We start from the raw sequence: 20,597 nt of genomic DNA, 5'->3' as shown, positions 1-20,597 counted from the left end.
GACGGACCGCCCGCCAGCGGACACCCGGGCGCCGGCCGCGACCGTCGCCGCCGGTGGTGTGGTGCCACGACGTGGCACCACACCACCGGCGTGATCATCAGCATCCGGCGGCGAGATCGGCCTGGGCCGCCTCGATCAGGTCGGTGAGGGAGAGCGAGGCCAGATCGGCGGCGTCCACCGCCGACTCCGCCGGCCGCGCGGGCCTTGCCGGAACCGCTGACTCCGGCCGTGCGAGTTCTACCGGGGCCGGCGGAGCCGGTGCGCCGCCCGGCTGGTCCGCTGCCGAGAGCCGGCTGTCCACGAAGGCGGTCATCGCCCGTACCGTCGGGTGGTCCAACGCGGCGGTTGCCGGCAACTCGACGTCGAGCGCGTGTGACAGCCTGGCCCGCAGGTCGATCGCCATGATCGAGTCAAGGCCCAGCTCGGCGAAGCCCCGGCTGTCGTCGATCCGTCCGGTGTCGCCGATCGTCTCACCCACCAGGTCCGCGATCGCCGAACGCAGCCGGTCCTGCCGGTCCGGGCCGGCCAGCCCGAGGAGCATGCCGCGCAGCCAACCCGCCCGCCGGCCGGCCTCCACCGGTTGGTCCGTGGGCCGGTCGCCCGCCGCCCGGCCGTCGGCCGCACCGGAGACGTCGGCGACCAGCTCGCGGACCAGCGCAGCCCGAGGGTGCCCGGCGGCCCGCCCGGCGTACCGGGCCAGGTCCACGGCGACCGCGACCAGCCGGGTGCGCTGCGCGCCGAGCGCAGCGGCCAGCAGCGGGGCCGCCTCCGCGTCGGTGAGGGCACGCACGCCCAGCTGACCGGCGGCCCGGCGGACCGCCTCGGTCGCGGCCAGCCCGCTGCCCTGCGCCGGTTCCCAGGGACCCCAGTTGACACTGACCGCCGGTACGCCGTCGGCGCGCAGCGCGGTCGCCAGCCCGTCCAGGTAACCGTTGGCGGCCGCGTAGTTCACCTGACCGGCGGAGCCGAACACACTCGACACCGAGGAGAAGAGCACGAAGGCGGTCAGGTCGAGGCCGCGTACCGCGTCGGCCAGTGCCCGGGCACCGCCCACCTTGCCGGCGAAGACCTTCTCGTACGCCGACCGGGGCAGCGTCGCGAAAGCGCCGTCGTCGGTCGTGCCGGCCAGGTGCAGGACGGCCCTCAGCGGACCGAGTCGGCCCGCCGCGGCGACGGCCGTGGCACAGCCGGCCGGATCGGCGACGTCCGCGGCGACCACCTCGACCCGTACCCCCCGGGCGACCAGCTCGTCGATGGCGGCCCGGGCGTCGGCACCCGGGGCTGACCGGCCGACCAGCGTGATCGTCCGGGTGCCACCGTCGGCCAGGATCCGTGCGACGCTCAACCCCAGCGCGCCCAGACCGCCACTGATCAGGACACCGTCCGGCCAGCTCGACACCGGACCGGGTTCGACGGCGGCCAGCCGGGGCACCTCGACCCCGTCGGCGTGCAACCGCAGCCGGGGCTCGGTGACGCCGCTGGTCAGTACCGCGTCGAGCTGCCGGCCCAGCCGGGCCGCGGCCGCCGACGCCGGTTCGGCCAGGTCGATCCGCAGCAGGCGCCGCTGCGACTCCTCCGCTTCGACCGCGGCCAGCATCCCCCAAAGCGCCTCCCGGTCGGATGCGGCGTCGGCGCCGGCCGGGCAGACCACCACGTACGGCGTCGACGTCGACCGGGCCCGTAGCGACTCGCCGAGCGCCAGCACCGCAGCGGGCACCGGCCCGGCGGCATCGCCGGTCGGGTGGTCGCCGGTCGGGTCCGTGCCGGGCCGGCCCACGGCCAGGAATCTGAGGTCGACCACGAGGTCGGCCCCGGACTCGGGTCCGGACCGGTCGACGTCCACCGTGTGTCCGAGGTCGCGTAGTTCAGCCGCCAGCGCCTCGGCGAAGTCGGTCGCCGGGCCGACCAGCAGCACTGACCGGGACCCGCCCGACAGGGCCGCACCCGTCGGTGCGGTCGTGTCGCGCCCGTCGGAACCCGCCGACTCGGCGTCCGGGATTCGGCCGTCGTCAGCCGGCTGCCACCGCACCGTGTAGAGGCCGGCCCGGTCGTCGCGCAGGCTCCGGCGCAGCAGCTCCCGGGGCGCGTGCCGGACCCGGAAGTCGTCGACCGTGAGCAGCGTCGTCCCGTCCGGCGTGGCCAGCCGCAGATCGGCGGCGGTGACCCGGCTGCGGCCACGAGGCAGCGGCTCGGCGTCGCGGACCCGGACCCGCCCCCACAGCTCCCCGTCGATCCGGTCCCGGGCCGGGAACTCCAGTCGGGCCGCGGCGAACGGGATGGCCAGTGCGGGAGCCTCCTCGGCGACCTCGTCGACGAGGAAACCGGCGATGCTCTGGAAACAGGAGTCGATCAGTCCCGGGTACAGCTGGTAGTCCGCCGGGTCGTCGGGCAGCGGCGGCTGAACGTAGCGAACCAGCGCCTCGCCCCGGCCCAGCCAGATGTCGACGATCCACCGGAACGACGGACCGAGGGTGTAGCCGAGGTCGCGGAAGTACGCGTAGAACTGTGCGCCGGTGACGTGCCGCTGTGCCGAGGCGATGAAGGCGGCCCGGTCGGCAGCTGGGTCCGGTGCCGCTGGATCCGGTGCCGCGTGGCTTGTCGTCGTCGCCGTCGGCCGTACCCGGGCCGCCAGATGCTCCTGCCAGAGGTCCCGGTCGGCGTCGACCAGACTGCTCACCGCGAGCCGGCCACTGGCCCGGTCGACGGTCAGCTGGACGTCGTACCGTTCCTGCTCGGTGATCACCAGTGCCCGGGGGCAGACCAGATCGGTCAGCGTCACCGGGCTGCCGTCCGGTGCCAACGCCTGCACCAGGGTGGCCAGATGTGACGCGGCCGGGGTGACCACCGTGCCGTAGAGCCGGTGATCGGTCAGGTAGGCCGGGAACGCGGCGCTGCGGGTGAACTCGAAAACCCGCCCCCGGAGCGCCGGCGAACGCAGTTCCCGCCCGACGTGCGACTGGGTCGACTGCCCGGTCGCCGCTGCGTGCGACTGTGCCGTCGGCCGCTCGTCCACTGTAGCCGTGACTGACGATGACGGCGGCTGGTCGGCCAGCGGTGTCCAGTACCGGGTGTCGGCGAACGGGTACCGCGCGGCCCGCTGCCCGGCCGGTCGTGGTCGCCGCGGCTGCACCGCCGCCCACCGGACCGGCTGACCGGCGAGGTAGAGGCTGCGTACCGCGTCCAGCAGCGCGGCCCGGTCAGCGGCGCCCCGCCGCAGCGAAGTCACCACCCCGCCGTCCGGTGCCGACCCTCCTGCGGTGACCAGGCCGGCCAGCGTACGTCCCGGCCCGATCTCCAGGAAGACGTCGACGCCCAACTGGCGCAGCTGGCCGATGCCGTCATGAAAGCGGACCGGCTGACGTACGTGTCGGCACCAGTAGTCGCCGAGGTAGGTGTCCGGCCCGGCGAGCTGCCCGGTCAGGTTCGCCACGATCGGCAGCGCCGGCGGGCGGCTCGGCAGCGACGCCAGGGCCTGCCCGAAGTCGGGGAGCATCGGCTCCATCAGCCTGCTGTGGAACGCGTGCGACACCACCAGCTGCTGGCAACGGACCCCCTTCGTCCGGCAGTTGGCGGCGAAGTCGGCGATCTCCTCGGCGAGCCCGGCCACCACGACCGCGCGAGGGCCGTTGATCGCGGCGACGTCCAACGTGGTGCCGACCAGCCACTCGGTGACCTGGTCCGGCTCGGCCGCGACGGCCAGCATCGCGCCCGGCTGGGTGTCCTGCATCAGCCGCGCCCGTCGAGCCACCAGCGCCAGTCCGTCGGCGAGGTCGAGCACGCCGGCGTGGATCGCGGCGGAGATCTCCCCGACGCTGTGGCCGATCACCGCCGACGCTTGGACCCCCCAGCTCGCCCAGAGGGCGGCGAGGGACAGCTCCAGCGCGACCAGCGCCGGCTGGGTCGCCCAGGTCTGGTCGAGCAGCTCCGGCCGCGCGCCATGCCACATCAGCTCGGGCAGCGAGCTGCCCAGTCGCGGAGCCAGGATCTGGTCGCAGGCGTCGAACGTCTCCCGGAACACCGGTTCGGTCCGGTGCAGTTCGGCGCCCATCCCGAAGTACTGACTGCCCTGGCCGGAGAAGAGGAAAGCCACCCGGGGCGGTCGGCCGGCCCCGGCTGCCCCGGCGGGCGCGGTGCGCTTGGCCAGTGCGCGGCGCAGGTCCTCGACGGACGAACCGAGCGCGGCCCGGCGGACCGGCAGGTGCGCCCGGCCCGCACCGGCGCTGCCGACCACCGCCGGCAGGTCCGCGTCGGTGCTGCCGGCGAGCACTTCATCCCAGGCCGTCACCGACCGGTCCAGCCCGGCCTCGTCCGGCGCGGACAGCGGCAGCAACCACGGGCCGCGGGGCTCGTCCTCGGCAGGCCCGTTGGTCACCGGTCGCCCGGCCGGCTCCTGCAGCGGTGCCTCGGCGAGTAGGACGTGCGCGTTGGTGCCGGAGAAACCGAAGCTGGACACCCCGGCGAGGCGGGGTCGACCGCCGGAGCGCCACCGTACCGGCTCGTCCAGTACCCGGACGTTCATCTGCGCCCAGCCGATCTGCGGGTTCAGCTCGGCACAGTGCAGGTTGGCCGGCAGCCGGCCGTGCCGCAACGCCAGGACGGTCTTGACCACCGACACGATGCCGGAGGCCGACTCGCAGTGGCCGATGTTGCTCTTCACCGACCCGAGGTGCAGCGGCTCACCCGGTGCCCGGCCGTCGCCGAGTACCTGCCAGGCGGCCCGGACCTCGACCGGGTCGCCCAACGCGGTGCCGGTGCCGTGCGCCTCCAGATAGGACACCTGTGGGCCGGACGCCCCGGCGTCGGCGAGCGCGGCGCGCAGCACCGCCTGCTGCGCGGTCCCGTTCGGCGCGGTCAGGCCGGACGACGCCCCGTCGGAGTTGACCGCGCTGCCGCGTACCACGGCCAGCACCCGGTCGCCGTCGCGCAGCGCGGCCGACAGCGGTTTGAGCAGCACCACCGCGGCGGCCTCGGAACGGACGAAACCGTCCGCGTCGGCGGCGAACGTCTTGCACCGGCCGGTGGGGGAGAGCATGTGGGCCCGGCTGACCGCGACCGACGCCTCCGGCGAGACGATTACGTTCACCCCGCCGACCAGAGCCGTGTCGGTCTCACCGCTGCGCAGCGACCGGATCGCCAGATGCAGCGCGACCAGGGCCGAGGAGCAGGCGGTGTCGACCGCGATCGCCGGCCCGTGCAGACCGAGCAGGTACGCGATCCGGCCGGCGGCCGCGTTGAGCGAGGTGCCGGTGCCGAAGTACGCGTCCAGTTGGTCGAGCCCGCCACGTTGCAGCAGCCGGGCGTAATCGGAGTTGGAGATGCCGATGTACACACCGGTCCGGCCGCCGGCCAGGCCGGCGGGGTCGACGTCGGCGTCCTCCAGCGCGTGCCAGGCACACTCGAGCAGCAGTCGGTGCTGCGGGTCCAGGCTCTGCGCCTCCCGGGCGGGGATCCCGAAGAACCCGGCGTCGAACCGGTCGACGTCGCTGAGGAAGCCGCCCTGGTCGGTGGTGATCGTGCCGGTGCTCATCGGGTCGCTGTCGTGCAGCGCGGCACCGTTCCACCGGTGCGGCGGCACGGCGCCCACTCCGTCGCGGCCGTCGACCAGCAGTTGCCAGAACTCGTCGATGGAGTCGGCACCGGGGAACCGGCCGGCCATCCCGATGATCGCGATCGGCTCCCCGGCTGCGGTGTCGGCGTCGGCCACCGGGTGACGGTGGGCATCGGCATCGGCATCGGCGTCGGCTACGGCGTCCGGCCTGGTGTCGGCCGGCTGCGGCGCGAGTACCGGAGCCGGGGCCAGTGGCCGCGTCGGCTCCGGGGCGCCCGGCTCGGCCGGCCGTACCGCCGGACGCTGCCGTTGCCCGCTAGCCGGCCCGACGGTGCCGGAGTCGACCCGACCCAGCATCAGTTCGGCCAGGTCGGAGATCGTCGGGTGGTCGAAGACGTCGGCCACCTGAAGCGGTACGCCGTACTCGCCGGCCAGGTCGTCGACCAGATCGACTGCCATCATCGAGTCCAGGCCGAGGTCGAAGAATCCCTGGTCGTGGCGGACCTGCTCGCCGTCCGGGTAGCCGAGGATCCGGGCGACGACCGTACCGACCTGGTCCCGAAGCGCCGCTGGCCGGGCCAGCACGGGCAGGGCCAGCAGACGCTCGCGTCCCGCCGCCCCGGTACCGATGGGCAGGTCGGTGACGTGGGCCCCGGCCGGGTCGGCGGGTCCCGACGCCGGCCCGGCCGGGGGGTAGAGGGCGCCGCCACCGGCGGCGGGTCCGGCGGTCAGGTTCCGGTACAGCGCCCGGGGCCGACGGGCCGACATCACCGCGGCGAACCGGTCCCAGCGGACCGGGCAACAGACCAGCACCGCGTCCGGCCCGGCCGTGCGGGCGGTCAGGCTGGCGGCACCGGTCTGCGCGGTGACCGGGTCGACACCGCCGCGGGCCAGCTCGGCCAGCTCGGTCGCGTCCACCATGCCGTCGACCGTCCACGGTCCGAAGGCGATGCTCGTCGCGGCCAGGCCGGCGGATACCCGGTGGTTGGCGATCATGTCGATCCCGCCGTTGGCGGCGGCGTAGCCGCCGTAGCCGTCGGCTCCCCAGTGCGCCGACACCGACGAGACCGTCAGGAAGAAGTCCAGCGGGTGGTCCCGCAGCAGCAGATGCAGCCACCAGGCGCCGGTGAACTTGCCGCGCAGGGTCTGCTCGAAGGCGGCCCGGTCGGCGTCCGCCAGCGGCGTACGGGTGAGATGACCGGCGGCGTGTACGACGCCGCGCAGCCGGGGCAGGTCGTCGGCGAGCGCTCGGGTCAGCGCCGCCGGATCGTCGCAGTCCGCCGTACGGTAGCGCACCTCGACGCCGGCGTCGGCCAGCTCGGCGAGCAGTTCGGCAGCGGCCGGCGCGATGTCGTCGGCAGCCCGGCGGCCGGTCAGCAACAGCCGTCGGGCGCCCCGGCGTACCAGGTCGCGGACCAGGCAGCGGCCGACGCCACCGAGCCCACCGGTGACCAGGTAACTGCCGTCGGGGTCGACCGGCAGCTGCGGGGCGTAGTCGGCGGGCACCGGACGCAGCCGGGCTGTCGCCGCCGTGCCCCGGCGGACGGCGAGCAGGTCCTCCCCGCCGTCGCCGGGCAGTGCCCGTAGCGCCGCCCGCAGGTCCGCGGGCCCGGCGTCGACCGGCAGGTCGACCAGGCCCCCCCAGGCCGGCAGCTCCAGGCCGAGCACCGGGGCCAGCCCGTGCAGCAGGCCGTGGGTGCTGGCCCGGACCGGATCGTCGGCACCGATCCGTCGGGAACCCTTGGTCAGCACCACCATCCGTCGGTCGGGCGCACCACCGGGCAGCGCCCGTACGGCGGTGGTCACCGCCGCGCACAGCGCCGCGCCGGCACCGGCCAGCCCACCGTTGCCTGTGGCGACTGGCTCGGTGGCGGGCAGCTCGGCGGGGAGTGCTTCGGCGGCCATGGCGAGCAGCACCAGCACCTTCTCGGCCGGGTCACGCCGCTGCCAGAACGCCTGCCACTGCTGGCCGTCGGCCGGCAGCGGCTCGGTCGCGGCCGGCAGCCCGGCCGGGCCGAGGACGACCGTCGGCCAGCCGTCCGTCCGGGCCACGTCGGCCAGCGCGGTCAGCAGCTCGCCGTCGTCACCGGCGAGCACCAGCCTGGCGCCGTCAGGATCCCGGCCGGCGATCGGCTGCCAGTCCAGTTCGTACAGGGGTGCCGTCGGCGACGCCACGTCGGACGACGCGGGTCCGGATTCGACCGGTGGGGCGTACCGCTGCCGCTGCCACGGGTAGTGCGGCAGCTCCACCACCTGTCGCGGCAGGTCGGGCAGTGCCGTCGGCAGGTCGCCCTCGTAGACCTGCACTGTCGGGGCGTCGGTGCCGTCGGACAGCGCGGACAGCGCGGCGGCGGCCGCCGCCGGGTCGGCGGCGGTGACCCGGGCGCGGACGGCGTGCCGGGTCCGGCCAGCGGTGACGGTGTACGCGAACGCGGCGTACTGCTCCGGCCGCAGCTCGGCCAGCCGCCGGCCGTACCGGGCGGCCAGTACCCGCAACGCCGGCCGGCCGCCGGCGGAGATCTCGAACCCGGTGACCGGCACGGCGTCACCCGCGACTGGCTGGTGGCCTGGCGCGGAGCCGGCCGGTGCCTCGGCCGGCTCCGGTTCGCCGACGATGACATGCGCGTTGGTGCCGCTCATCCCGAACGAGCTGACCCCGGCGTGCCGGAGGCCGCCCGGCCGGCCCGTCCAGGGCAGCAGTCCGGTGGGCATCCGTACCCGGGTGCCGGTCAGGTCGATCCGGGGGTTCAGGGTGGAAAAGTGCACCAGCGGCGGTACGGCGCCGTACCGCAGTGACAGGATCGCCTTCACCACACCGACCACGCCGGCGGCCGCCTCCAGGTGACCGACGTTCGTCTTGGCAGCGCCGACGTACAACGGGTCGTCGGTGTCGGTGGGCCGGCCCAGAGCCGTCGCGACCGCCTCCATCTCGATCGGGTCGCCCAGCGCGGTGCCGGTGCCGTGGGTCTCGATCAGCCCGATGTCGGCCGGGGTGAGCCGGGCGTCGGCCAGCGCCGCCCCGATCAGTGCGGACTGGGCCAGCACGTTCGGCGCGGTGAACCCGGACGACCGCCCGTCCTGGTTGACCGCGGATCCGTTCAGGACGGCGTGCACCACGTCACCGTCGCGCCGGGCGGCGTCCAGCCGCTTGAGCACCAGCACGGCGCAGCCCTCACCCCGGATGAACCCGTTCGCCCGGGCGTCGAACGCCTTGCACCGCCCGTCCGGGGAGAGCGCACCCATCTGCGGCCCGAGTAGCCGGGTGGAGCGGGGGGACATGATCAGGTTGACTCCGCCAGCCAGCGCCACCTCGCACTCGCCGCGCCGCAGCGCCGAACTGGCCTGGTGGATCGCGACCAGCGACGACGAGCAGGCGGTGTCGACGGCGACCGCCGGGCCGGTCAGCCCGAGTGCGTACGCCACCCGCCCGGCCGCGAAGCAGTGCCCGTTTCCGGTTGCCCAGTAGGCGTCGGCGCCGTGCGGCTCCCAGTCCCGGTAGTCCTGGTGGGTGATGCCGACGAAGAAGCCGGTACGGGTGTCGCGTAGCTGCTCCGCCGGCCGGGCCGAATGCTCCAGCGCCTCGTGGCAGACCTCCAGCAGCAGCCGATGCTGCGGATCGAGAGCTTTGGCCTCCCGCGGGCTGATCCCGAAGAACGCCGCGTCGAAGTCGAGGACCTCGTCGAGGAACCCGCCGAGCTGCGGCAGCTGTGCCCACTCCCGCTCGAACGGGGCCCGCCGGGCGGCCGGCAGCGGCCCGATCAGGTCCCGGCGCTGCGCCAGGGCCTGCCAGAACCCGTCGAGGGTGTCGATTCCGCCGGGCAGGCGCAGCCCGACACCGATCACCGCGATCGGCTGGTTGTCGCCACTGGCCTCCAGCTGCGCCCGCAGCTTGCGGATCGTGTCGAGGGCGCGCGACAGCGGTGTCGGCGCGGACGGCGTCGTGCCGTTCGGTGTGGTCGTCACAGCGTTTCCTCCGCAGGTCGCTACTCGGTGGCGGGCACGGCGTCGGGTGCGGGCACGGCGTCGGGTGTGGACTCCGGCCGCTCGTCGTCGCCGGCGGGCAGCCGGTCGCAGAGCATGCCGGTGAGCGCGCCCGACGTGCCGTAGGTCCACAGCAGGGTCGGCGATAGCTTCAGGTCGAAGGCCGCTTCCAGTCGGTTGCGCAGTTCCAGACTCATCAGCGAGTCCAGGCCGAGCGCCTTGAACGGGGTGTCCCGGTCGATTGCCGTCGGGTCGATCCGCAGCACCCGGCCGGTGAGCTCCCGTACCTTGGCCTCGACTAGCGGGACCCGGTCGTTGGTCGGGGTGTTGCGCAGCTGGTCGAGGAACTGCCCGCCGTCACCGCCGGCCGCTGCCGCCGCCCGGCCGGCGCGCAGCTCCTGCCAGCTGGGTAGTGCGGCGGTGTCGGGGTAGGCGTCGAACCACTGCCGCAGGTTGAGCGGCAGGTAGCCGACGACCGTGACGTCGGTGGCGAGCAGCCGGGTCAACGCCGGCCAGGCCTGCTCGGCGGGGAAGCTGCCCATGCCGCGTTCCGCCAGCCGGTCACCCCGGTTGCCGTCCCGGGCGGCGAGCCCGACCCCGGCGAACGGCCCCCACTGCACCGAAAGCCCGGCGAGCCCGCGTCGGCGACGGTCCTCGGCGAGCCCGTCGAGGTACGCGTTCGCGGCCGCGTACGCCGCCTGCCCGGCGTTGCCGACCAGCGCGGCGGCCGAACTGAACAGGACGAACAGGTCCAGTGGATCGGTGTCGGTGAGGGCGTCCAGGTAGCGGGCCCCGTCGACCTTGGGGGCGAGCACCCGGTCGAGTTGTCCGGTGTGCAGCGTGGCGATGGTGGCGTCGTCCAGCACGCCGGCTGCGTGTACCACCCCGCGTAGCGGCGGCAGGTCGGTGCGTACCCGGGTGAGCACATCGGCCAGCGCGGCCCGGTCGGCGACGTCGACCTGGTAGGTGCGTACCTGGACGCCGCCGCGCCGGACCGCGTCGATGCGCGCGGCGGCGTCGGCGTCCGGCGCGGAACGGCCGAGCAGCGCGATCGCCCCGCCGCCGGCGGCGGCGACGAACTCCGCCAGGGACAGCCCCAGCGCTCCGAGGCCACCGGTGATCAGGTAGGTGCCGTCGTCGCGGAACCGGCCGCCGGGCAGCGGCTCGGGTGCCACCGACGCCACGCTGTCCGGCCGGCTGAGCACGAACTTGCCGATGTGCCGCCCCTGCGACATTTCCCGTAGCGCCTCGGTGGCCTGGTCGAACGGGTAGTCGATCACCGGAAGCCGGCCGAGCTGGCCGGTCCGAACCAGCTCCCACACCTGCCCGAACTGTTCAGTGAACCGGGCCGGCCGGCGCTGCATCAGACCGGCCACGTCGACCGAGGCGAGCGAGATTCCCTTGCGGAACGCGCTCAACGAGATGGTGCGGTCGGCGTAGATGTCCTTCTTGCCGACCTCGATGAACCGACCGTCCTCGGCCAGCACGTCCAGGCCACGGGTGATCGCCGCCCCGGTCAGCGAGTTGAGGATCACGTCGCAGCCGCGCCCGCGGGTCGCCGCCAGCACCTGCTCGGCCCAGGACAGGTCGCGGGAGTCGAACACGTGCCGGATGCCGAGCCGACGTAGGTGATCCCGTTTGCCCTCGGTGCCGGCGGTGGCGATCACCTCGGCGCCGAGATGCCGGGCGACGGCGATCGCGGCCAGCCCCAGCCCGCCAGCGGCCGAGTGCACCAGGACGGTGTCGCCGGGGCCGGTCCGACCCAGCTCGGCGAGGCCGTACCAGGCGGTCACTCCGACCAGTGGCAGCGCCGCCGCGTCCTTGTCGGACAGCTCCGGCGGGATCGGCCGGACCCGGCCGGTGCTGACGGTGACGTGCGAGGCCAGGGCACCGAAGACGCAGGCGACCACCCGGTCCCCGACGGCGAGGCCGGTGACCCCGGCACCCAGCGCGGTGACCCGGCCGGCACATTCGCCGCCGAGCAGCCCGGCCCCGACCGGATCGGGGTAGGTGCCGACGGCCTTCATCACGTCGATGAAGTTCAGCGCCGCTGCGGTGACCTCGACCTCGACCTCACCGGGACCGGGGCGTCGGCGGCGTAGCGGGCGGAACTCCAGGCCGTCCCAGCCACCGGCGCGGGCCGGGATGAGCCGGAACGGTTGACGCGGGGAACGCCAGCGCGGCCGCGTACCGTCGGCGAACCGGTCCAGGTCGGCCCGGCCGGTGGCCAGGATGCGGCCGACGTACCGGCCGTCGGGGCGCAGCACCACCTGGTCGTCGCCGTCGGCGGCACCGAGTTCGGCGACCAGCGCGGCGGCGGCCTCCGTCGGCCAGCCCTCGGCGACCCCGGTCGACCGGGCGTTGGCAGCTGCGGCGGTGTCGGCCACACCGGTCAGGTCGACGACGGTCGCGGCGAGTTCCGGGTGCTCCCGGCGCAGCACCCGGGCGAAACCCCAGAACAGGGCGGAGCCAGGGTCCGGCCGGTCGGCCGCCGTCGCGGTCTGGGCGTCCACGGAGACCAGCACCAACCGGGGTGGTGCTGGGCGGTTCAGACAGGCCCGGACCAGGTCCGCCAGCCTGGCGAGGGCCTGCCGCTGACGGTCCAGGCCGGCCGAGGCGGGCGGTGCCAGGTAGACCAGGCCGGTCAGGTCGCCGTCGCGTACCGCGTCGGCCTCGCCGTCGGCGGCCGGCACGTCCGCGGCGGCCCCGACCCGGCGTAGCTCGCCGGCGACGCCGTCGGCGAGGTCGGCGGCGACGCCGCTGGCGGCGTTGTCGGTGGAGCCGTCGGCAATGACCAGCCAGCGGCCGGCGGGCGCATTCGGCTGCTGCACCGGTCGCGGCAGGAACCGCAGCTGGTGTAGCAGGCCGGCGTCGGGATCGGCTGGCCCGGACACGTCCAACTCCTGCAACGTCAGCCCGTGCAGGCTGAGCAGCGGGGTCCGGTCGGCGTCGTAGAGGTGCACGTCGTACCGGCCGTCGTCGCGACGGAACACGTACGACCAGGCCTGCACGGTCGGCTCGGCGAGTTCGCCGTGCACATCGATCCGGTCCACTCCGGTCGGTACCACGGTCGCCGGGCCGGCGTGCAGTGCCAGACTCGCCTGCAGCGCCGCGTCCAGCAGCGCCGGGTGCAGCGGGTACGCGGCCGCCCCGGCCCGGCACCGGTCAGGCAGCGTCAGCTCGGCGAACGCCCAGTCGGCACCGTGGCGCAGCCGCCGGATCCCCTGGAAGGCGGGACCGTAGCGTAGTCCGCGCTGGTGGCAGCCGGCGTAGAAGGTCTCCGGTCCGATCTCGGTCGCCGAGTCGGTGAGCCGCTGCCCGGGAAACTCCACCGGGCCTGCCGCCTCGGTCGTGTGCCGGACCTGGGCGGTGGCGTGCCGGAACCAGCTGGTGCCGTCGGAGCCGAGCGACTGCAGCACGAACGAACCGCCCTCGGTCACGTCGTCGCGCCACAGCAGGCTGAGCCGGGCCGGTCCGTCGGCCAGCGTCAGATCACCGTGGAAGGTGGTCCGGTGCAGGGTGGCCGGCAGTCGGCCGGTACGGGCCCGGCCGGTGCCGAGACCGAGCACGATCATCGCGGCGCCGGGTACCACGACCGCCTCGTGTACCCGGTGGTCGTCGAGCCAGGGCTGGTCGTCGACGGCGAGTTCCAGTTCCGCCTGCCACAGGTCGGTCTCTGACGGGGACGGCACCAGGGCGATCTCGGTGCCGGCGGTACGGGAGCGCCGCCGGGCGGCCGACGGCCAGTGCGCCGACCGCTGCCACGGGTAGCCGGGCAGGTCGACGCCGAACCCGTCGGGGAGTGCGGCGAACGGAGCCAGTCCGGCGACGTAACCGCGGCCGAACGCGGCAGCCAGGTCGGCCGGGCCGCCCTGGTCACGGCGCAGCGTGGACAGCACCCGTGGCGGCTCCGGCCGGGCCGCCGCGAGCTGCTCCAGCGCCGGCACCAGCACCGGGTGCGGGCTGATCTCCACGACGTGGGTGACGCCGTCGTCGAACAGCCGGCCCATCGTGTCGTGGAACTGTACCGGCTGGCGCAGGTTGTCCACCCAGTAGCGGGCGTCCATCTCCGGCCCGGCCAGCGGGGCGACCCGGACCGTGGACATCAGCTCGACCTCGCCCCGAGCGGGTTGCACCTCGTGCAGCGCGGCGAGCAGGTCGTCGGTGAGCGCGTCCATCTGCGGGCTGTGCGAGGCGTAGTCGACGTCGACCAGCCGGCAGAAGACCTCGTCGGCGTCGAGCAGCTCCTTGAGGGTGAGCACCGCCTCGGTCTCGCCGGACAGTACGCACGAGCTGGGACCGTTGTGCACCGCCAGGGAGACCAGTTCCTCAAACCCGGCGAGCGCGTCGAGGGCCGCCTCCCGGTCCAGCGAGACAGCGAGCATCCGGCCGTTGCCGGAGGTACGCAGCGCGAGCGCGCTGCGTCGGGCCACCACCATCGCCGCGTCGGAGTAGCTGAGGATGCCGGCGACGGTGGCGGCGGCGACTTCGCCCTGGCTGTGCCCGACAACCACGTCCGGCACCACACCGTTGGCCCGCCACAGCTCGGCCAGCCCAACCGAGGTGGCCCACAGGGCCGGCTGCAACATGTCGACCCGGGACAGCCAGCCGTCTCCGGCGGCGCCCGAGACGACCTGGGTCAGATCCCAGTCGACGTACGGGCGCAGCGCGGCGGCGCACCGGTCGATGACCTTCGCGAAGGTCGGCACCTCGGCGTAGAGCCGCTGTCCCATGGCCGCCCACTGCGCGCCCTGCCCAGGGAAGATGAACGCGGTCCGGCCGGCGGTGTCGGCCCGGCCGGCGGCGACCCCGGCGAGGTCGGCCTGCGGGTCGTCCAGATGGGCGTCGATCAGCGTCACGGCCGATTCGGCGTCGGCCGCGACCACGGCGGTACGCAGCGGGAAGTGGTCGCGGCGGTGTGCCAGCGCGCCAGCGAGTCGCCGCGGTTCGGCCCCGGCGGCGAGCCGGTCACGCAGCTCCCGCAGACGCTGGGTCAGGGCCTGACCGGTGTGTGCGGAGACCGGCAGGACGGCGGGTACCCCCGGTCCGGTCGCGGCGCTGGCCTGCTCCGGCCGGCGGTTGGTGCCGGCCGGCGGGTCGGCGATCACGACGTGGGCGTTCGTGCCTCCCCAGCCGAACGAGTTGACGCCGAGGCAGACCGCCTCGTCGACCGGCAGTGGCAGCGGGTCGCGGACCAGCCGCAGGTTGAGACCGGTGAAGTCGATGGCGGGGTTGAGCTCGGCGGAGTGCAGGCTGGGCGGCACCACCCGGTGTTCGAGGGCGAGCAGCACCTTGACCAGTCCGGCGAGCCCGGCGGCGGCTTCGGCGTGCCCGATGTTGGTCTTCACCGAGCCGATGGCCAGCGGAGCACCGACCTGACCGCCGTCACCGGTCCGGCTGCCGGCCCGGCCGAGGACCCGGCCGATGGCGCCGGCCTCGATCGGGTCGCCCCGGCCGGTACCGGTGCCGTGCGCCTCGACGTAGCGCAGCCGGTCCACCACGCCGTCCAGCCCTTGGTACGCCCGGCGCAGCAGGTCCTCCTGACCGGCCGGGTTCGGGGTGACCAGGCTCTCCCCGCCGCCGTCGTTGTTCACCACGGTGCGCACGATGACGCCGCGGATCCGGTCGCCGTCGGCGATCGCCCGGTCGAGTCGCTTCAGCATCAGCGCCGCGACGCACTCGGCCCGGACGAACCCGTCGGCGGTGGCCGCGAACGCCTTGCACCGACCTTCGGGGGAGAGCCCGCCGAAGGCGGTCAGCCCGATCGACACGTCCGGGGCGAGGATCAGGTTTACTCCGCCGACCAGCGCCGCGTCGGTCTCGCCGGCGCGCAACGCCTGACCGGCCAGGTGCAACGCCACCAGCGACGACGAACACCCGGTCTCGACGACCAGTGACGGCCCGGTCAGCCGCAGGAAGTACGAGACTCGGGCGGCGATCACGTCCAGAGCGTTGCCGACCGCGCTGTGCGTGGTGGCCCCCAGACCGCGTTCTTTGCGCAGGATCTCGTAGTCGTGCCAGGAGGCTCCGACATAGACCCCGGTACGGGAGCCGCGCAGTCCGGCCGCCGGCTGACCGGCGTCCTCCAGCGTCCGCCAGACGGTCTCCAGCATCAGCCGCTGCTGCGGGTCGATGTCCTCGGCCTCCCGAGGGGAGATCCCGAAGAAGCCGGGGTCGAACAGGTCGACTTCGTCGACGAATCCGCCCACGTCCTGGACGTGCCGTTCCGGGTCGAGTTGGGCGCTGGCGTCCCACCGGTCGCCGGGCACCGGGGCGATCGCGTCGCCCCGGTCGCGGAGCAGCCGCCAGAAGCTGTCCACGTCCGGTGCCTGGGGAAACCGGCCGGCCATGCCGACGACCGCAATGAGCTGGGTCGGGTCGGTACCGTCGTTGTCGAACATAGCGAGACCGCCTCGGGAGACAGGGGTGCGGGAGCAGGTCGGGTCTGATGGAGGTACGAGCGCAGGCCGGCCGGGGTCAGTCGCCGGTGCCCACTGCGGGCCCGGTCCGAACGTCCTCGGCTAGATCAGCCGGGTCGATCTGGTGCGGCGCGTTGAGCACGCTGCCGAAGATCCGGTACTTCAGCGGCAGTACGTCGAGGGTCCGGTAGCGGGCCCGACGCAGCAGCACCCCGACGGTGCCGCCCTGCGCCAGGGCGGACTCCTGGATCCGCTGGAACCGGGTGACGAAGGCCTTGTGCCGCTGCCGTTGCGTGACGAAGTCGGCGGTGTCGGCGGCGGTGACGACCGGGCCGCGGTCAACCGCCAGCGCGGCGGCGATCACCGGGGTGAGACAGACCGCGTCCTGGATGGCCACGTTCACGCCCTGGCCGAGGATCGGCGTGCAGGTGTGCGAGGCGTCGCCGACCAGGATCAGCCCGTCCCGGCTCCACTGCGGCACCTCGGCGGTGAAGATCTCCAGGAACGAGGTGTCGTCCCAGGTCCGCAGGTGTTGCTGGACGAGCGGAGCGAGCCGGGGGTCGAGGGCGGCTACCACCGCGCGAAACGCGTCGAAGCCGGCCTTGCGCAGCGCGCCGAGGCTGCGTTTCGGCAGGTTGGTGCCGATCCGCAGCGAGTCGGGGAAGGTGGGCAGCACCACCAGGTGCCGGTCCCGGTTGATCACCAGCTCGGCCTGCTGCCCCCACTGCGGCGGCCGCGGCAGCCGGAACGACAGGAAGTCGCGGGCCATCTGCTGTACGTCGGCGGTCAGCCCGGCGGCGTGCCGTACCTTGGAGAACCGTCCGTCGGCGCCGACCACGAGCCGGGCCCGGACCTCGACCGACGAGCCGTCGCGGCGGCGCAGCCAGGCACCGCGGATCGCGCCGTCCTGCTCGATCAGCCGGGTGAAGGTGGTCCCGAACTGGTAGTCGAACCCGCGATGCTGCTGCCCGGCGTCGATGAAGATCTTGATCAGGGCGGGCTGCGGGATGTCGATCGGCACCTCGCCGACGCCGAAGCGGCGGTAGTCGACGTGCATCACCCGCCGCCCCTCCATCCGCATGGTGACGCCCTCGGTCGGCAGGTAGCCGTGGCCGTCCAGCGCCGGGCCGAAGCCCAGCCGGCGCAGGGTCACCACCGACGGGGCGGCAATCGTCTCGCCGCGGAACTCGCGCTCCAGGCTGGTCTGCCGCTCGGCGACCAGCACGTCGATCCCGCGCCGGGCCAACAGGTGACCGAGCAGCGCGCCGGCCGGGCCGCCGCCGACGATCAGGACGTCGGTCTGCATCGTCTGGTCGCTCACCGGACCGGCCCTTCGCTCGCCGGGACCGGTGCGACCAGCGCCGCCAGGTCGGCAACGGTGGTGGCGGCGGTGAACCGTTCGTAGTCCACCGACGCGCCGCTGCTGCGCTCCAGGTAGACCAGCACCCGCAGGGCGTTCACGGAGTCCCAGCCGTCGATCGCGGTCAGCGGGGTGTCGGCGGTGACCTGCTCGGACTCCAGGTCCAGCAGGTCCGCGAGGATGTCGGCGATCAGATCGACGCCGGAGTCAGGCCGGTCAGCGGACATCGAAGGGCTCCTCGTTGTTGGTGATCTCGATCCAGCCGGGCAGCTCGACGAGGTCGCGCAGGTCATGGCGGAACTCGGCAGCACCCCCCGGCTCGGTGGCGTCGGCGGTGCGGTCGGCGTCGGCGGTGCGGTCGGTCGGGTCGGTCGGGTCGACGGGGTGGAAGCCGAGCCGTGGGTAGAAGTCGGCGAACCGGGCGTTGCGCTCGGTGCGGCGGAAGCTGCCGTACACGGCCGGCGCCCCCCGGGCGAGCGCGCTGCGCAGCACCAGGCCGACAATCGCTCCTTCCACGTCCCGGGAGAAAACCCGGCAGCTGAGGACAAGGTTGTCGATGCTCCAGGCACCGTCGGTGCGTCGGGTCAGGGCCAGCGCAGCGATCAGCCCGTTGTCACCGAACCGGTCGGTCAACCGGGCACCGTAGAAGCCCGTAGCGCCGCCCGGCGCGCCACCACTACCGGACACGCCGCTGCCGCCCGGTAGGTCACCACCGCCGTCGCCCAACTCGGCGGTGCCGTACCGGATCCCGGTGAGGTTGAACTGGTTGGTCTTGGCGAACAGTTGAGTGATCCGGCCCGCGTTGTGCCGGTCCAGCGGCTGCACGGTGAGCCGGGACTCCAGCCCGGCCAGGTAGTCGTCCAGGCTGCCGGCATCCCGGACCAGCTCCCGTCGGCGGGCGCTGGCCTGGTACATCGCGACCCGCTGCCGGTCCTCGTCGGTGAGGCTGAGCACGGTGAAGTCGCCCCGGGCGGCGAGGCGTCGGGCGTACCCGGCCGGCTCACCCGGCAGGTCGACGGTGCCGACCTGCGGCGCGAGCCGGTGCATCAGGTCCCGCTCGGCCGGGTTGTCGTCGACGAAGACCAGCGCGTCGAGACCGATGTTGAGCTCCTCGGCGATCGCCCGCAGGTTGTCCGGCTTCGGCTCCCAGTTGATCCGGGTAGCCACGAAGGCGTCCGGCCGGAGCACCATCTCCGGGTGCCGGGCCAGCGCCTCTACCGCGACGTCGTGGTCGTTCTTGGAGGCGACGGCGAGCAGTACGCCCTGCGCCGCCAGGTCCCGGGCCAGCTCCTGTAGTTCGGTGTGCGCCGAACCGGGGTAGCCGCCACCCACCGTGACGGCGTCCGGGCCGATGTCCCCGACCACCCCGCTCCACAGCGTCTCATCGAGGTCGAGCACCAGGCACTTGGCGGCCCGGCCCAGGTCGGCGGCGGCGACCCGGGCCAGTTCGTGGGCGAAGGCCGCCAGGTAGCCGGGGGAGTACGCGTGGCCGGCCACGTGCCGCATCCGGTCGTCGGCGAACGTGATCCCGGCCCGGTCGGCCAGGTCCGCCGCTGACAGGACGACCGTCGCCGGATGGTCGGCGGCGAGGTCGGCGATCGCGGCGTTCATCCGCGACCAGACCGCGTCGAGCCGAGCCCGGGCGGCGTAGCTGATCAGCCGGTGCCGGCGCAGCGGATGCAGCGGTACGGTGCCGAGCACGGTCAGCCCGCCGAGCGCCTGCCGGCACGCGGTGAGCCAGGATGCCAGCTCGGCCGGGAACGCGGCGCACCGGGCCGCGATCTCGTCGACGTCGACCGGGTCGGCCAGCCCGGACAGTACGGCGGAGTCGTCGAGCAGCAGGGCGACGATCCGGGGCCGCAGCTCGGCGAGGTCCGGCGCACCGGCGGCGATCTCCAGCCGCCACTGGTCGAAGCCGGCGGTGCGGATCTCGGGCAGCAGCGCGTACCGCACGCCGGCCGCGGTGAGCAGCGCCGGCAGCGGGTCGAGCGTGGCGCTGCCGAGCAGCGCGACCCGGGTCGGGGCCAGCTCGGCACGCAGCTGCTCAGCGGCCCGGCGGCCGCGCAGCAGCGAGCCGGCGGCCTCCAGGTCGAGCGGGTCGGTGAGCCGGTCCAGGATCGGCCGTAGCCGCCGGATGTCGCCGGCCGACCCGGCCCGGATCAGCGCCCGCAGCTCGGCCAGCGGCGGGCCGGTCGACGTCGGCGCGGAGACACTGTCAACGGACATTGTCGGCCTCCTCGGGCCGGTGCCGCAGCGCCATGCCGGTCAGCACCCACTTGGACGACTCGACGGTGGTGACCAGCAGCCGACCGCCGACGCCGGTGCCCGCCGCGATCCGCCGCATCGCCCGGTTGAGTTGGATGAACGGCAGCGCGTTGCCGTTGTTGCCGGTGTCGGCGACGCAGCTGACCGCCTGCTCGGGTCGGACCCCCAGGTAGCGTCGGATCTTCTCGGTCATCACCCCGTTGAGCTGGGGGATCAGCAGGTGTTCGACGTCGTCGGCGGGCCAGCCGGTGACCGCGACCAGCTCGTCGAGGATCGCTCGGGCAGCCTCCGGCACGTGCTGCTCGATCGCCTTGTAGTCCTCCTCGGACATCGCTTCGCGGACCGGTTCGCCGCGTGGACCGGAGACCATCGGCGCACCCTCCGCGCCGTACCAACGGACGATCTGCGCTGGCGACCGGCCCTTGCCGACGGTACGGGTGAACAGGTGCTCGACGACCAGTCCCGGCCCGTCGATGCCGGCGTCCACTACCGCCGCCCCGGCCCCGTCGCCGAACAGCGCGAAGCTCACCATCTCGGCCGGGCGCAGCTGGGCGATCGCGCCGTCCGACGGCCACAGGTTGCGGCAGGTGTCGGCCCCGATGACCAGGCCCCGCCGCAGCTCTCCGGCGGCGAGCAGGGCACGTGCCGTGTAGAGCCCTTGCAGGGCGCCGGCGCAGCCCGAGGTGAGCTGGAAGGTCGGGATGTCGTTGAGTCCGAGCCGGTCGGCGACCAGGTTGACGGTGGCCGGCATCAGGTGGTCGGGCGACGCGGTGGTCAGGATGACGAAGTCCAGGCTGGCCGGGTCCAGACCGGACCGCAGCAGGGCCTGCTCGCCGGCGGCGGTGGCCAGATCGCCGGTGGACCGGGGCACCCCGGGCGGGCCGTCCGGCCGGCAGAAGTAGCGGGTGCGGTTGCCGGTCATCGCGTCCAGCCACCGTTCGTGCAGGCCGAACCGGGCGGCCATGTCCGCGTTGGTGACCGGCTCGCCGGGAAGTACCTCGCTGAGGGATACCAGTCGCACGGC

Annotated in this window: 6 protein-coding genes; all 6 read right to left on the bottom strand. The window is 74.1% G+C overall.

What is annotated here, in order from left to right:
* Positions 1-97: 97 nt before the first annotated feature.
* Positions 98-9,511, bottom strand: coding sequence for an SDR family NAD(P)-dependent oxidoreductase (locus ACFHWT_RS04030; RefSeq protein ID WP_416593210.1), 9,414 nt, complete (start codon positions 9,509-9,511; stop codon positions 98-100).
* A gap of 20 nt (positions 9,512-9,531) precedes the next feature.
* Positions 9,532-15,930 carry an SDR family NAD(P)-dependent oxidoreductase gene (locus ACFHWT_RS04025; RefSeq protein ID WP_416593209.1) on the bottom strand — a complete coding sequence of 2,133 codons (6,399 nt, stop codon included), beginning with the start codon at positions 15,928-15,930 and terminating at the stop codon, positions 9,532-9,534.
* A 76-nt stretch (positions 15,931-16,006) separates the two neighbouring features.
* Entirely contained in the window at positions 16,007-17,269 is a 1,263-nt protein-coding gene (locus ACFHWT_RS04020) for an FAD-dependent monooxygenase (RefSeq protein ID WP_416593208.1), read from the bottom strand.
* Positions 17,266-17,535 (bottom strand): acyl carrier protein, encoded by a 270-nt coding sequence (locus tag ACFHWT_RS04015; protein ID WP_278171030.1) that lies wholly within the window; start codon positions 17,533-17,535, stop codon positions 17,266-17,268. Before ACFHWT_RS04015 ends, ACFHWT_RS04020 begins: the two co-directional genes overlap by 4 nt.
* Entirely contained in the window at positions 17,525-19,534 is a 2,010-nt protein-coding gene (locus tag ACFHWT_RS04010) for an HAD-IIIC family phosphatase (RefSeq protein WP_416593207.1), read from the bottom strand. The genes ACFHWT_RS04015 and ACFHWT_RS04010 overlap by 11 nt, the downstream gene beginning before the upstream one ends.
* A complete protein-coding gene (locus ACFHWT_RS04005) occupies positions 19,524-20,594 on the bottom strand; it encodes a 3-oxoacyl-ACP synthase III family protein (protein ID WP_416593206.1) in 1,071 nt (356 codons plus the stop codon). The genes ACFHWT_RS04010 and ACFHWT_RS04005 overlap by 11 nt, the downstream gene beginning before the upstream one ends.
* Positions 20,595-20,597: the final 3 nt, after the last annotated feature.

The sequence above is a fragment of the Micromonospora sp. LOL_021 genome (assembly GCF_048060215.1).
In the GTDB taxonomy this organism is placed as follows: Bacteria; Actinomycetota; Actinomycetes; order Mycobacteriales; family Micromonosporaceae; genus Micromonospora_E.
Note: the sequence above shows the minus strand (reverse complement) of the source record. Positions and strands in the feature narration are given on the sequence as shown.

Excerpts from the sequence above, each read along its gene's own strand:
- ACFHWT_RS04025 (WP_416593209.1), bottom strand. The coding sequence starts at position 15,930 with ATGTTCGACAACGACGGTACCGACCCGACCCAGCTCATTGCGGTCGTC.
- ACFHWT_RS04015 (WP_278171030.1), bottom strand. The coding sequence starts at position 17,535 with ATGTCCGCTGACCGGCCTGACTCCGGCGTCGATCTGATCGCCGACATC.
- ACFHWT_RS04010 (WP_416593207.1), bottom strand. The coding sequence starts at position 19,534 with ATGTCCGTTGACAGTGTCTCCGCGCCGACGTCGACCGGCCCGCCGCTG.